Source organism: Kitasatospora sp. NPDC028055, from assembly GCF_040637885.1.
Lineage (GTDB): Bacteria > Actinomycetota > Actinomycetes > Streptomycetales > Streptomycetaceae > Kitasatospora.
On the sequence record NZ_JBEZXE010000001.1, the window covers coordinates 665,762 to 679,342 of the forward strand.

General features: G+C 74.5%; 11 protein-coding genes, 1 tRNA gene and 1 riboswitch. Of the genes, 4 read left to right on the plus strand and 8 right to left on the minus strand.

Annotated elements, in window-relative coordinates; translation table 11 throughout:
* Positions 1-15: 15 nt before the first annotated feature.
* The 7 genes from AB0F71_RS03275 to AB0F71_RS03305 all read right to left on the minus strand — a co-directional run bounded on the left by AB0F71_RS03275 (position 16) and on the right by AB0F71_RS03305 (position 7,922).
* Positions 16-792, minus strand: coding sequence for a pyridoxal 5'-phosphate synthase (locus AB0F71_RS03275; RefSeq protein ID WP_360227280.1), 777 nt, complete (start codon positions 790-792; stop codon positions 16-18).
* Between the two features lie 439 nt (positions 793-1,231).
* Positions 1,232-1,561 (minus strand): hypothetical protein, encoded by a 330-nt coding sequence (locus AB0F71_RS03280; RefSeq protein WP_360227283.1) that lies wholly within the window; start codon positions 1,559-1,561, stop codon positions 1,232-1,234.
* Positions 1,562-2,036: 475 nt separating this feature from the next.
* Positions 2,037-3,401, minus strand: coding sequence for an FAD-linked oxidase C-terminal domain-containing protein (locus tag AB0F71_RS03285; RefSeq protein WP_360227286.1), 1,365 nt, complete (start codon positions 3,399-3,401; stop codon positions 2,037-2,039).
* A gap of 126 nt (positions 3,402-3,527) precedes the next feature.
* Entirely contained in the window at positions 3,528-4,787 is a 1,260-nt protein-coding gene (locus tag AB0F71_RS03290) for an MFS transporter (protein ID WP_360227289.1), read from the minus strand.
* Between the two features lie 56 nt (positions 4,788-4,843).
* Positions 4,844-5,671, minus strand: a complete 828-nt coding sequence (locus AB0F71_RS03295) for a MerR family transcriptional regulator (RefSeq protein WP_360227292.1) — start codon at positions 5,669-5,671, stop codon at positions 4,844-4,846.
* A 162-nt stretch (positions 5,672-5,833) separates the two neighbouring features.
* Positions 5,834-5,921: transfer RNA gene (locus AB0F71_RS03300), tRNA-Ser, on the minus strand.
* 63 nt (positions 5,922-5,984) lie between these two features.
* Positions 5,985-7,922: a trypsin-like peptidase domain-containing protein gene (locus AB0F71_RS03305; RefSeq protein ID WP_360227295.1), complete on the minus strand. Its 1,938-nt coding sequence runs from the start codon at positions 7,920-7,922 to the stop codon at positions 5,985-5,987.
* A gap of 208 nt (positions 7,923-8,130) precedes the next feature.
* A riboswitch (TPP riboswitch) is annotated at positions 8,131-8,279 on the plus strand.
* On the opposite strand from AB0F71_RS03305, the gene AB0F71_RS03310 reads away from it, so the two are divergent.
* The 4 genes from AB0F71_RS03310 to AB0F71_RS03325 all read left to right on the plus strand — a co-directional run bounded on the left by AB0F71_RS03310 (position 8,272) and on the right by AB0F71_RS03325 (position 12,585).
* Positions 8,272-9,684, plus strand: a complete 1,413-nt coding sequence (locus tag AB0F71_RS03310) for a cytosine permease (RefSeq protein ID WP_360227298.1) — start codon at positions 8,272-8,274, stop codon at positions 9,682-9,684. Its footprint overlaps the riboswitch before it by 8 nt.
* A 101-nt stretch (positions 9,685-9,785) precedes the next feature.
* Complete coding sequence (locus AB0F71_RS03315) at positions 9,786-10,610, plus strand: glycerophosphodiester phosphodiesterase family protein (protein ID WP_360227301.1); 825 nt, start codon at positions 9,786-9,788, stop codon at positions 10,608-10,610.
* A 283-nt stretch (positions 10,611-10,893) separates the two neighbouring features.
* Complete coding sequence (locus tag AB0F71_RS03320; RefSeq protein ID WP_360227304.1) at positions 10,894-11,439, plus strand: ATP-binding protein; 546 nt, start codon at positions 10,894-10,896, stop codon at positions 11,437-11,439.
* A 162-nt stretch (positions 11,440-11,601) separates the two neighbouring features.
* Positions 11,602-12,585: a DUF5926 family protein gene (locus AB0F71_RS03325; protein ID WP_360227306.1), complete on the plus strand. Its 984-nt coding sequence runs from the start codon at positions 11,602-11,604 to the stop codon at positions 12,583-12,585.
* A gap of 218 nt (positions 12,586-12,803) precedes the next feature.
* Here AB0F71_RS03325 and AB0F71_RS03330 read toward each other — a convergent pair whose 3' ends face one another.
* The gene (locus AB0F71_RS03330) at positions 12,804-13,484 is read right to left on the minus strand and encodes a bifunctional DNA primase/polymerase (RefSeq protein ID WP_360227308.1); all 681 of its coding nucleotides are present in this window, start codon (positions 13,482-13,484) and stop codon (positions 12,804-12,806) included.
* Positions 13,485-13,581: the final 97 nt, after the last annotated feature.

Here is a 13,581-nt window from a genome sequence, read left to right on the forward strand (position 1 = left end):
CCCCGTGACGCCGGCCTACGGCCAGAGCAGGGTGCGGGACCACTCCGGGGTGCGGACCGGACCGGTGCGGGTGTAGCGCAGCCGGACGTGCCGGCGCTGGGCGTCGCCCTGCCAGAACTCCACCTCGTGCGCCCACAGGGTGTAGACCGCGTGGCCGGGCGCGACGGCGTCCGGGGTGGCCTCCAGCCGGCGCCGGGCGACCGCCACCGCCTCGTCGTACTCGGCCAGCTCGCCCAGCGGCTCGCTCTGCCGGCCGACCAGCGCACCGACCCGGGCGGCGGGCGAGCGGGTGGCGAACTCCGCGGCGGCGACCAGGTCGGCGGCCCGCTCGACGCTGCCGCGCACCCGGACCTGGCGGCCCAGCTGCGGCCAGTAGACGCTCAGCGCGGCGGCCGGGTGGTGGGCGAGCTGGCGGCCCTTGGGGCTGTCGGCGGCCGCGGAGAAGTTCCAGCCGGTGCCGGCCGCGTCCACGTCGCGCAGCACCAGCACCCGGGCGTCCGGCATGCCGTCGGCGTCGACCGTGGAGAGGGTGAAGGCCTGCGGGTCCAGCACCCCGGCGTCCAGGGCGGTGACGAGCCAGTCCACGAACAGCGGGCCGGGCTCGGCGGGGGCGGTCGCGGGGTCGAAGGAGGGCAGCGGGCGGGCCATCGGCGGGCGGCCGAGCAGCAGTTCGGGGACGGACCGCGGCCCGGGCCGGCGCTCGTCCAGTGGTGCCGGGCACGGCTCCGGCTGCGGCTCCGGTACGGGCTTGGCCCCGTCCGGGCCGGTCAGGCCCTCGTCCTCCGCCGCCATCGCGCGCCTTCCTTCCGATTGCCGCGGTCGCCGCCCCGACCGGGCCGTCCGTTCCGGGCCCGGGCACGTGGAGCGCTGTCGGAGCGCAACCGTACCGCCGTGGACCGACGCCTCCGGGCGCGGGCCCTCGCTGGCGGGATCCGGGCGGCTCGCGGGAGACGGGGCGCGCGCGGGGCGCGCACGGGTGGGGCGCGCGGGCGGGGCTGGTGGCAACCCCGGGCCCGGACGCACTCGTGGGCGGTGCCGATGGCGGCACCGCCCACGAGGCCGGTTTCGCGGCGACCCTTTCCGCTGGCCGGTCCATGCGTTCGTCCGGTCTCCCCGGTCCACCCGGGGCGGGAAGCCCGCCCGGTGACCGTTCCGAACCCCGCCGCGGATGTTCAGCTCACCCGCGGCCGTCCACCTCCGGCGCCCCCGCCGGCAGTGGCACCCGGGGCCGTCAGGGGAAGATCGGGGCGAAGATGACGTTGACGTTCTTGTTGCCCTGACCGGCCAGGACGTTGCCCGTGTTGTCCTTCACCGCGACGGTGTTGTTCTGGTTCGAGGCGCCGGCACCGGTGGCCGTCTGCTGGGTGGAGACGTAGTTGCCGTCGACGCCGCCGAAGACGTTGCCGGTACCCGTGTTGGACACCACGCCGGCGTTGGAACCGGCCGCGGCGCCCGCGCCGTTGTCGGCGGCGGCGACCCCGGCACCGGCCAGCAGCAGACCCGCCGCCAGCGGGGCGGCGAGCAGGATCCCGGACACCCGGCGGGTGTTGAAGCGAGCCATATATGCCTCCAAAAAGCTGTTAATCATGCATTGGTCGAGCAAGGTTGCGGGGGTTCGCCGGCCAGACGAACACCTGCGGGCTGCGACGCCGGGAGACAGACTTCCGCAACAAATCGACAAAGCACTAGCCGACGGATCAGTTTTCGCCCGTAAGCGTGATATCCACCGAGGCCGCGCATAACGGGCACCGAACCGGACAGTGCGCCGACACACCGCCACTGAGCTGGCACTTCGCCCGATCGGCGGCCTTTCGGCGGGCGCCGGACGGCGGCGCATCAGTGCCGCACGAACCTCCGGGCGCACCACCCCGGCGCAAGGCGCATCGAAACACGCCCCCACTACGTTCGATCACCCTTCCAAGTCGACTTTTCGGCCATTCATAGACCATCGGAAAGTCGTACTGAAAATGCGGGCCGACCAAGGGCGCGAAATGCGGAAAAGACATCCGTCCTGAAAATCAGACCATCTTGCCCGGTCAGACCATCTTGCCCGGATTGAGGATGCCCAGCGGGTCGAAGACCGCCTTCACCTGCCGCTGCAGCTCCAGCCCGACCGGCCCCAGCTCACGCGCCAGCCAGTCCCGCTTGAGCAGCCCCACCCCGTGCTCCCCGGTGATCGTGCCGCCCAGCTCCAGCCCGAGCGCCATGATCTCGTCGAAGGAGCGCTGGGCGCGCGCCCTCTGCTCCGGGTCCGCGGCATCGAAGATCACGATCGGGTGGGTGTTGCCGTCCCCGGCGTGGCTGACCACCCCGATCGTCAGCGCGTGCCGCTCGGCGATCGCCGCGACTCCGTTGAGCATCTCGGCCAGCCGGGAGCGCGGCACCGCGACGTCGTCGATCATCGTGGTGCCCAGCCGGTCCAGCGCGGGCAGCGCCAGCCGCCGGGCCGCCAGCAGCAGGTCCGACTCGGCCTGGTCCTCGGCCGGGACCACCTCCGTCGCCCCGGCCTCCCGGCACAGCTCCGCGACCCGGGCCAGTCCGGCCTCCCGCTCCGGCCCGTCGAAGGCCACCAGCAGCAGCGCCCGGGTCGACTCCGGCAGCCCCATCTGCCCCAGCTCGTTGACGGCCCGGACGGAGACCGCGTCCATCAGCTCCATCAGCGACGGGGTCAACCCACGCTCCATCACCGCGCAGACCGCCGCCCCCGCGGTGTCCGCGCTGGGGAACTCCGCCGCCAGCGCCAGCTGCGGCTCCGGCGCGGGCCGCAGCGCCAGCACCGCCCGGACCACCACTCCGAGGGTGCCCTCCGAGCCGACGAACAACCGGGTCAGGTCGTACCCGGCCACCCCCTTGGCCGTGCGGCGCCCGGTGGACAGCAGCCGGCCGTCCGCCAGCACCACGTCCAGCCCGAGCACGTACTCGCTGGTGACGCCGTACTTCACGCAGCAGAGCCCGCCCGCGCCGGTGCCGATGTTGCCGCCGATCGTGCAGGACTCCCAGCTGGACGGGTCCGGCGGGTAACAGAGCCCCAACTCCTCGACCGCGCGCGACAGTTCCGCGTTCACCACGCCCGGCTCGACGACCGCCACCCGGTTCACCGGGTCGATCTCCAGGATCCGGTTCAGCTTCACCAGCGACAGCACGACGCAGCCGTCGACGGCGTTCGCCGCCCCCGACAGCCCGGTCCGGGCCCCCTGCGGCACCACCGGCACCCGCAGCTCGGTCGCGGTGCGCAGCACGTGCTGCACCTGCTCGACCGTCTCCGGGAAGACCACCACCGCGGGAGTGCCGGCGGCGCAGAAGCCCGCCATGTCGTGGCTGTAGGCGGCGGTCACGTCCGGATCCACCACCACCGCCTCCGCCGGGAGGCCCAGTGCCAGTCGGTCCGTCAGATCACTCATCGCCGCCTCCAGTCACCGCGCACCGCCGCCACCTCCGCACTCTGCCCCGAGGCCCGGGGCCGGGCAAGTGGGCCTCGGAGCCGGTCGCACGCCGCGGCCGCCCCACCGGCGGGCGGTGCCGGTCGGTCAGGCCCGGCGCAGCGCCGGGGCGGCGAGGGCCGCCAGCCCGGCCGCCCCGGTGGCGAGGGCGCAGCACAGGGCGGGCGGGACGGCCCCCGTCGCGTCCGCCGCCGTCCCGAGCAGCCCGGTGGACAGCACCAGGGCGAGGCTCTGCACCAGCGTCAACAGCGCCTGAACCCGGGAGAGATGGGAGGCCGGAGCGCCACCGAGCACCAGCGGTCCGAGGTGGCAGGCGAACAGCCCGGAGCCGAGGCCCAGCACCGTGCTGCCGGTCACCGCCGCCGCCGGACCGCCGGACAGCGCCAGCAGCAGGGTGCCCGCCGAGGCCGTGCAGAGCCCGGCGGCCGCCCCGACCCCCGGCCGGGGCAGCCCTCCGCGCCAGGCGACCGACGCCGCCACCACGAGCACCCCCGCCGCCTGACCAGCGGTCACCAGTCCGGCGGTGCCCGCCGCCCAGCCGTGTGCCCGGGCGAGCAGCGGGCCGAGCAGCGAGACCACGGGCAGCAGCGCCCCCGCGGCGGCCCCGGTCAGCAGCAGCGCGGCCCGCAGCAGCGGATCCCCCAGGGCCAGCCGGACGCCCGCCCCCGCCTCCCGCAGCAGGCCCACCGGGGCGGCGGCGGGAGCCGGACCGGGCCCGTCCCGGTCCGGCCGGACCCGCAGCAGCACCAGCAGGACGACCGCGAAGCTCACCGCGTCCGCCGCCGCCGCGCCCGCGAGCCCGCCCCCGGCGACCAGCAGGCCGCCCAGCGGCGCCCCGAGCAGCACCGCGCACTGCCCGCCGGCCTGCCGCAGCGCGAGCGCCCGGGGCAGCCGGTCCGCGGGCACCAGCCGGCGCGGCATCGAGCCGCTCGCCGGGAGGTAGAACGCGTCGACCGCGCCGGTCACCCCGGCCGCCCCGACCAGCAGCCACAGCGGCGCGGCCCGGTCGCCGGCCACCGCGAGCGCCAGTCCGGCGGTCACCACCAGCATCACCGCGTCCCCGGCGAGCATCACCCGGCGGGCGCCGAACCGGTCCGCCACCGCCCCGCCCAGCAGGACCAGCACCGTACGGGGCACGGTGACCGCCGTCAGCACCAGCCCGGCCGCCCCGCCGCCGTACCCGGAGGCGGCCCAGCCGAGGGCGAAGGACAACGCGGCGTCACCCAGCAGCCCGGCCTGGGCCCCGGCCAGCCAGAGCAGGTACGGCCAGAGCAGGTACGGCCGGGGCAGGTACGGCCGGGGCAGGGCGGTGCGCCGGGCCGCCCCGGCGGAGGTCGCGGTGGTCATGCCGGGTGACGCTAGGACCCTCGACCTGGTCGAGGGCAAACCGCGAACCGCGGCCGCTACCTGCGGACCACCGGTTCCTGGAACTCGACGACCCAGCCGGACCGGTCCTCCGGGGTCTCCAGGTAGCGCTCCCGGGCGTAGCCGGTCGAGCGGTAGCCGTTCTCGTCGATGTAGCGGGCCAGCGCCTGGAAGCTGCCCATCGCGTCGTCCATCGAGCCGCGGTGGACGATGGTCACCGCCTCCTCGATCGGCGCCAGGTCGACCACCTCGAAGTCCGCCCGGTCGTTCCGCACGGACGGCGCGACCTGGAGGGCGACCCGGATGACCACCGAGCCGTCGCCCTCCGGCCCGTCCTCGTACCGGGCGACGGACGGGCCGACCACCTCGATCCCGGACTCCTCCACCCGCCGGCACAGCTCGTCGAAGAGCGGGCCGATCACCGGGGTGATGTCCTCCGGCGCGTAACTCGCCGCCACACCGCTCAGTTGGGCCACCCGCACGGACGGAACGGGCTTCACCACGACGTCGTGCTCGAACATGTTCCCCTCGCTCTCGATCGTCCGGAGCCTCGCCTCCACCCGGGCCAGCCGCCGCTCGTCCGCCGCGATCGCCTCGGCGAGCTGGGCCCGCCGCAACCGCAGCATCCCGCGCAGCTCGGCCGCGTCCAGGTGCTCGTCCAGCACGGCCCGTACCTGCTGCAGCGTGAAGCCGAGCTCCTTGAGCGCGATCACCCGGTTCAGCCGGGCGAGTTGGCCCGCCTCGTAGGAGCGGTACCCGGTGACCGGGTCGACCCTGGCGGGCGTGAGCAGGCCGATCGCGTCGTAGTGGCGCAGCATTCGCACCGACACCCGGCCGTGGACGGCGAAGTCTCCGATGTTCAACATGGTGCTCCCACTCCACCGTCTCCCCCCGTGTCAGGGTCAACCCCCGGCCGCCGGGCCGTCCGCGGCCCACCACCGGCCCTCCGCCGTCACGCCCCGGAAAACACCGAGGGCGGGTGCCGAACGATCTCGGCACCCGCCCTGAGCAGGTGGTTCTCCTACCGGCGGAGAGCGTGGGATTCGAACCCACGGTGACGGGTCACGCCACGACAGTTTTCAAGACTGTTCCCTTAGGCCGCTCGGGCAGCTCTCCAGGCGGAGGTCAGCCTAACGGTTCCGGCGGCGTTCGGTGCACACGATTCCGCGTGCCCCGGGGTCACTGATCGCCGTCCCGCTGGCCGAGCGTGACCTTGGTGGTCATGGTCTGGCCGTTGCGGGTGTACTCGACGTCGACGGTCTCGCCCGGCTTGTGCGTCCAGATCCGGCTGACCAGGGCGGGGCCGTTCTCGATCGGCACGCCGCCGAGCTTGGTGATCACGTCGCCCGGCTTGAGGCCGGCCTTGTCGGCCGCGCCGCCGGGGGTGACGGCGGGCTGGCCCTGGATGTCCTTGGTCTGGATCTGCGCGCCGTCGCCCTTGTAGTCGTCGTTGCGCAGCACGTCGAGCTTGGCGTAGACCGGCTTGCCGGTCTTGATCAGGGTGTCCGCGACCCACTTGGCCTGGTTGATCGGGATGGCGAAGCCCAGGCCGATGCTGCCGGCCCGGCCGTTGGCGGAGGCGTTGGACTGGATCGCCGAGTTGATGCCGATCACCGCGCCGCTGGAGTCCAGCAGCGGGCCGCCGGAGTTGCCGGGGTTGATCGAGGCGTCGGTCTGCAGCGCGTTCATGTACGAGGCCTGCGAGCCGGTCTCGTCGCCGGAGGCGACCGGGCGGTCCTTGGCGCTGACGATGCCGCTGGTGACGGTGGACTCCAGGCCGTACGGCGCACCGATCGCGACGGTGGCGTCACCGACGTTGACCTTGTCGGAGTCGGCCAGCGGCAGCGGCGACAGCCTGCTCTTCGGCGGGTTGTCGATCTTGACCACGGCGACGTCGTAACCCTCGGCGTGACCCAGCACCGAGGCGCTGTAGGAGGTGCCGTCGGCGAACTTGACGGTCAGTTTGCCGCCGTTGAGGGTCGGCGCGACCACGTGGTTGTTGGTGAGGATGTGGCCCTCGGTGTCGAAGACGAAGCCGGTGCCGGTGCCCGACTCGGTGCTGTTCTGCGCCTTGATGGTGACGACGCTGGGCAGCGCCTTCTGGGCGATGGCGGCGATCGACCCGGGGGCCGGCTCGTTCTTCTGGGTGTTGCTGGCCTGGACGGTGGTGCTGCGGTGGTCGTCCGCCGAGCTGCTGCCGCTGTTGTGGTCGCTGGCGACCACACCGACCGCGCCGCCCGCGATGCCAGCGACCAGCGCGACGGCCGCGAGCAGGGCCACCAGGCCGCCGCGCTTCTTGCGCGGGCCGTGGCCGCCCGGGCCGCCGGGGTACTCGGCGGGGTAGCCGAGCGGACCGCCGGGGCCGCCGGGGTGGCCGGCACCGGCGTCGTGGCCGGCGCCCCAGCCGCCGAGCGGCTGGCCGGCACCGAAGGGGTGGTGACCGGGCGCACCGGGCGCGACGGGCACACCGGCGGCCGGAGCACCGTACGGCTCCTGGGCGTTGGCGGCCGGAACGCCGTACGGGTCCTGGGCGCCGGCGGCCGGAACGCCGTGGGTCGGGGTCGCGTACGGGTTGGTGCCCGGGGTGCCCGGCGGCAGGGCGGGCGCGGCCGGGGCGGCGGCGACCGGGGCCGCGGCGGGTGCGGGTGCGGCGGGCGGCGCGGGCGGCAGGACCGGCGGCGGGGCGTCGAGGTAGCCGGTGACCGGGTCGACGGCCGGCTCCTCGACGGCGGCCGCGGCCGGCGCGGCCGGGGCCTCCGGCGCGGGCACCTTGGTGAAGGCGACGGTGGGCTTGTGCCCGCCCTCGGCCGGGACGGCCGGGGCCGGGGCCGGGGCCTCCGGGGCGGCCTCGGCCGCCGCGCTCGCGGCGGCCGGCTCCGGGATCCGGCCGAAGGCCATGGTCGGCTGGTACCCGCTGTCGGCCGGGGCGGCGTCGGTCGACCCGTCCACCGGCCCGTCCACCGGCTCGTCCTTCGGCTCGGGGACCCGGCTGAAGGCCATGGTCGGCTTGTGGCCGCCCTGAGCGGTGCCCTCGGAAGCGGCACCCGCCGCCTCCGGGGCCCCCGCGGGCTGCTCCCCCTGCGGCCCGGTGGGCCCAACCTCGCGCTCGGTGCTCACGGACGACCTCCATAGCTGACAGAACCAAGGACCATAGTTTTTCGCACCGACGATTCGATTGCCGTAAGGACCCCTCTGAATAACTCATAAGAATCCTTAGCCGCCACCGACAGCCGGGGCTCCCCACCCCCGCCCGGCGTCCCGCGATGCGGACCGCGCACCCCGTGGCCTTTGGCGTTCGTCTCCGTGCCGGTTAGCCTGTCGCTCCAAACTGACACGCGGGAGCTTGGACCGACCAGGCTGAGAGTGCGCATGTCGACCGTACGCCAGGCCAGTGACCGGCGGACCGTCGAGGGGGCGCTGACCGCCGGAACCTGTCCGGGTAATGCCGGCGTAGGGAGTATCGGCCATGCCGCCTGCTTCGCCATCCTCTTCTTCGGGCGCGCCCGCGTCCAAGGATTTCCCCCCGGGCCCGGCCGGCGCCGGTGCCGCGCTGCTGGACCACCGCGTCGAGGCGCCGCTGGTCCTGGACACCGAGCCGCCGCGCACCCTGCGCTTCCGGGACCACTTCGCGCTCTGGATGAACCTCGGCGTCAGCCTGATCGGCTTCTCCACCGCCGCGACCGTGCTCGGCGAGAAGGGCAGCGAGCTGTCGCTGGCCGCCGCGGTGACGGCGATCGTGACCGGTACGGCGGTCGGCACCGCGATGCTCGGCGTCGCCGCGCTGATCGGCGCCCGCACCGGCGCCCCGGCGATGGCCAACCTGCGCGGCCTGTTCGGCACCCGGCTGTCCTACCTGCCGACCGTGCTGAACATCGTCCAGTGCGTCGGCTGGGGCGTGTTCGAGCTGCTGACCATCGCGGCGGGCGCCCAGACCGTGGCCCACACCAGCGACTACCGCTGGCTGTTCGTGCTGCTCGCGGGCGCGCTGACCACCGCGCTGACGATCTGGCCGCTGGGCTCGATCGCGGTGCTGCGCCGCTTCGTGGCCGGGGCGGTCGCGGTCGCGATGGTGTACTTCACCGTCCAGCTGGGCCGCCAGGGCGTGCCGGACCCGGGCGCGGGCAACTGGCACGGCTTCCTGGGCGCCACCGACGCGATGATCGCGGTGTCGATCTCCTTCGTCCCGATGGCCGCCGACTACACCCGGCACTCGCGCAGCCCGAAGTCGGCCTTCTGGGGCAGCTTCTCCGGCTACACCGTCGCCCAGGTCTGGTGCTACGTGCTGGGGCTGATGGCGCTGCTCCGGTCCGACGGCGACCCGAGCCGGATCTTCGACTCCTTCCTCGGCGTCTGGGCCGGCTGGCTGTTCCTGCTGGTGCTGGTGCTGCGCGAGACCGACCAGTCCTTCGCCAACGTCTACTCGACCGCGATGTCGCTGCAGAACCTGCTGCCGCGGGTGGACCGCCGGGTGCTGAGCGGCGGGATCGGCGTGCTGACCACCGTGCTGGCGCTGCGGATCGACCGGTTCACCGACACCTACAGCAACTTCCTCGGCCTGATCGGCTCGGTCTTCGTGCCGCTGCTGGCGGTGCTGGCGGTGGACTACTTCTTCGGCGCCGGCCGGCACGGCTGGGACCTCTCCGAGCGGGCGCCGTCCCGCTGGCTGATGCTGCTGCCGTGGGCGCTGGGCTTCGCCGTCTACCAGCTGATCGCGCCGACCGCGGTGGCCGACTGGTGGGTGGACTTCTGGACCTCGGCCCAGCAGGCGCTGCACTTCACCCCGCAGGAGTGGACCTCGGCCTCGCTGTTCGCCTTCCTGCTGCCGGCGCTGGCCACCTGGGGCCTCACCCCGCTGACCCGCCGCACCGCCCGGGCCTGACCCGCCGCACCGCCCGGGTCTGACCCACCGGAGGCGGAGCCGGCCCACAGGTTGGGACCGGCTTCGCCCCTGGTTCACCCGCGCCCCCTATCGTTGGGGCCGTGACCAGCCCAGAACTGCCCTCGGCGGCGGCGCGCACCACGCCCTCCGTCCAGGTGATCGCCCACCGCGGCTCCTCCCACGCCCTGCCCGAGCACACCCTCGCGGCGTACCGGCGCGCGCTCGACGAGGGCGCGGACGCCGTCGAGTGCGACGTGCGGGTGACGGCCGACGGCCACCTGGTCTGCGTGCACGACCGCCGGATCGGCCGGGTCTCGAACGGCCGCGGCACCGTCTCCGCGATGACGCTGGCCGAGCTGGAGGCGTACGACTTTGGCGCATGGAAGACCGGCCGGCCCAGCACCGACCCCGAGCTGCGCGGCGTGCTGCGGCTGGAGCGGCTGCTCGAACTGGTGGTGGACTGCGGCCGCCCGGTGGACCTGGCGATCGAGACCAAGCACCCGGTGCGGTTCCGCGGCCGGGTCGAGGCCGAGCTGCTGCGCACCCTGGAGCGGTACAAGATCGGCACCGCCCCGGACGGCGACCGCCCGTCCGCCCGGATCATGAGCTTCTCCTCGATCGCGCTGAACCGGGTGGCCACCGCCGCGCCCGACTACCGGCGGGTGTTCCTGATCGAACGGATGCTGCCGCTGCTGGGCCGCCTCCGCCCCGGGCAGCCGCTGCCGGGCGGGGCCCGGATCGCCGGCCCGGGCATCGAACTGGTCAAGGCCAAGCCGCAGCTGGTGCCCCGGCTGCGCGAGCTGGGGCACGAGGTGCACGTGTGGACGGTGGACGAGCCGGCCGACGTCGAGCTCTGCCTGGAGCTCGGGGTCTCCGCGATCATCACCAACAGGCCCGCCGAGGTGTTGGCCCAGCTCGGCCGCTGAGCCGGGGCCGGGCGCCCGGCCGTCCCGGGAGAACCTGATCGCCCTGGTCGGCAGTCAAACCTTCCGTGCACGTTATTGCCGGAATTCTTGCGCACGGGCGACGGAGGGTGAGCACGGAATGACCTCTTGTCGACCCTGAGTCGCATCGCCCGAAATGGGCCCGCAGGATCCCCCGACGGTCGTTTCCGACGCATTACCAAGGGGCATCCATCCCTCGGCATACGCTGAAGGAGGTCCGGGGGTGGCGTTGATGGTGGCGCGTGAAGTGCCGACTTCATCGACCATGGCAGTGCCGCACGGCCCAGCGAGTGTCGGGGTCGCACGGCGCCGACTGCGTCGAGATCTGGGTGACCGGCAGATACCGGAACCGGTCATCGATGATGCTGTTCTGATCCTTTCCGAACTGTTGAGCAACGCCTGTCGATACGCCCGTCCGCTGGGCCCGCTGCCCGCCCTGGGCCGCGGTGCCCGGGCCGAGGTGGTGGACCAGGTGCTGGTCGGCGTCCCCTCCGGGACGCACCCGGCGCCGGGCGGCCGGGAGCCCGAGGACGGCGCGACCGAGCCGGACGGCGGCGTGCTGGTCCGCTGGCAGATGCACGCCGACGGCGTGCTCACCCTGGAGGTCACCGACGGCGGCGCGGCCACCCGGCCGCTGCCCGCCAGCCCCTCGCTGACCTCGCGCGGCGGCCGCGGCCTGGCCATCGTCGACCAACTGGCCAGCGACTGGGGCGTCCGGGACGCGCCCGGCGAGGTCACGGTCTGGGCGGCGCTGCCCGCCCGCGCCCGGCACGCCCGGCGCACCGGGGGCGGCACCGCCCGCAGCGCGTAGTCGCCCAGAACGGCACCCTGGGCCCCCGCCCGACCGGCAGCCGGACGCCCGTCCGACCGGCAGCCGGGCGTACGGCGCCCGCCCCGGCGCGTTCCCGCGCGCCGGGGGAACCTCAGTAGGCTTCCCGTGAAACAGGACCACCGTCCCCGGGAGAGCCGCAGCATGGGCAAGAAGGCCGCCAAGAAGGCGCCGCAGCGCCAGTCCACCACCGCCGTCACGGGCGAGATCCCCGTGGTCGGGGCCCGCGAGGACTGCCCCTGCGGCTCGGGCCGCCGCTACAAGGCGTGCCACGGCCGGGAGGCCTCGCACGCCGTGCAGGAGCTGGTGCACCGTCCGTTCGAGGGCCTGCCGGGCGAGGCCGACTGGGTGGCGCTGCGCGAGCTGGTGCCCGCCGCCACGGCGCCGCTGACGCTGGCCGCCGGGGTGACCGCGAGCGCCGGCGGCGACGTCCCGTCGGTGACCCTGGCGACGGTGCTGCCGCTGGCCTGGCCGGCCCTGCGCCGCCCCGACGGCTCGATCCTGCTCGGCCTGCAGACCCAGTCCTCCTCGGGCGACCTCAGCCGCGACCTCGCGGACGCCCTGGAGCTGGCCCTGGCCACCGAGCCGGGCAGCCCCGTCCCGGCCCGCCGGACCGTCCCGGGCGGCCGCCGCCTCCAGGACCTGCTGGACACCTCCGCCGCGTTCACGCCCACCGTGCACACCGGCTTCGAGTTCTGGCTGGAGGACGCCGAGACCGCCACCGGCGAGGTCGCCGCCTCGCTGGAGCGCGCCAACGCCTCCGCCATCCCGACCGAGAAGCTCGCGAGCGTCGACGCCGCCTACTGGTGCGGCACCCCGGACAAGAACCACCTGCGCTGGGTGATGACCGTGCCCGAGGAGCAGCTGCTGGACGCCCTGGCCCGGCTGAACGCCGCCGGTGAGGCCTCGCTCGGCGCGGACACCCGCCTGGTGGGCTCGTTCCGCGCGCACGGCCTGACCGTCCCGGTGTGGGACCTCCCGCTCGCCATGACCGCCACCGACTGCGAGAAGCCGGCCGCCGAGTTCGGCGAGCGGCTCGCCGCCGTCCTCGCCGACCCGACTCCGCTGACCGCCGAGGAGCGGCGCGCCCGGGCAAACCTGGTGAACCGTCAGGTCACCTTGAACTAAAGGGCGCAGGATCCGGGTGATACGCGTCACATTGTCGCCGGGAAGCCGCAATTTCCGGGCCTGGAGGGCGTCTTGGAAATTGGCGCGGGCGCGGATCCTTGTTACTGTCTAAAGAGTCCGGCCGCTGGTGCATCCCCCGTCGCCAGCGGCCGGATCTTTTGTTTTTCCGGAACGCCCCGCACCACCGGGCCCGGAGTCCGGCCCGACCCGGCGATCCGTCAGTACGTCGAGCGCCCGCTGTCCAGCCGGACCGTCGCCTCCACCAACTCCCCCAGCAGCGGCCCGACCTGCGGCAACCGGACCCCGCCGTCCGCGGCCGGCCGCGGCGCCAGCACCCAGCGCACCCTCCCGGCCCCGCCGCCGGGCGGCAGCGGCAGGAAGCCGCCCGGCCCGTGGTAGCGCAACGAGCCGGGCACCAGAGGGAGTTGGGCGAGCATCTCACCCAGGGCGTCGAGCGAGTACGGGGCCACCAGCAGGGCGTAGCGGCCCGGCATCGCGAGCACCGGGCCGAGCGGCAGCCGCAGCGCGCCCAGGTAGACCAGCGCCCTGGCACCGGCCGCCGCGGGCAGGCTGACCGCCGAGACCGCGGAGCCGGTGGCGGCCAGCACCGGCGCGTCCGGGTTCTGCCGCTCCCACCACCAGCGCACCATCCGGGGATCCGTGGTGGCGGCCAGCAGGGACGGGTCGTGCGGATGGGCGCCGGGCGCCGGGCAGTCCGGCTCCCCGCAGGAACAGCGGCCGCCGCACAGCACGGTGCCGGGCACCACCGGCCAGCGGTGTTCGACGGCGGCCGTGAGCGCCGCGGCCAGCCGGGCGGACGACTCCTGCGACTCCTGCGGTTCCTGCCGCTCCCGGGGCTCCTGCGACCGGCTCCTCGGGCTCTTCCGGTTCTCACGCATGGCGCTCGTTCCTTTCCCTGACCGCTCGGTTCGCTCCGCCCCACCGACATCCGTCGGGACCCGCCGCACGGGCCCGCGGCGGCACGGCCCCGGAAAG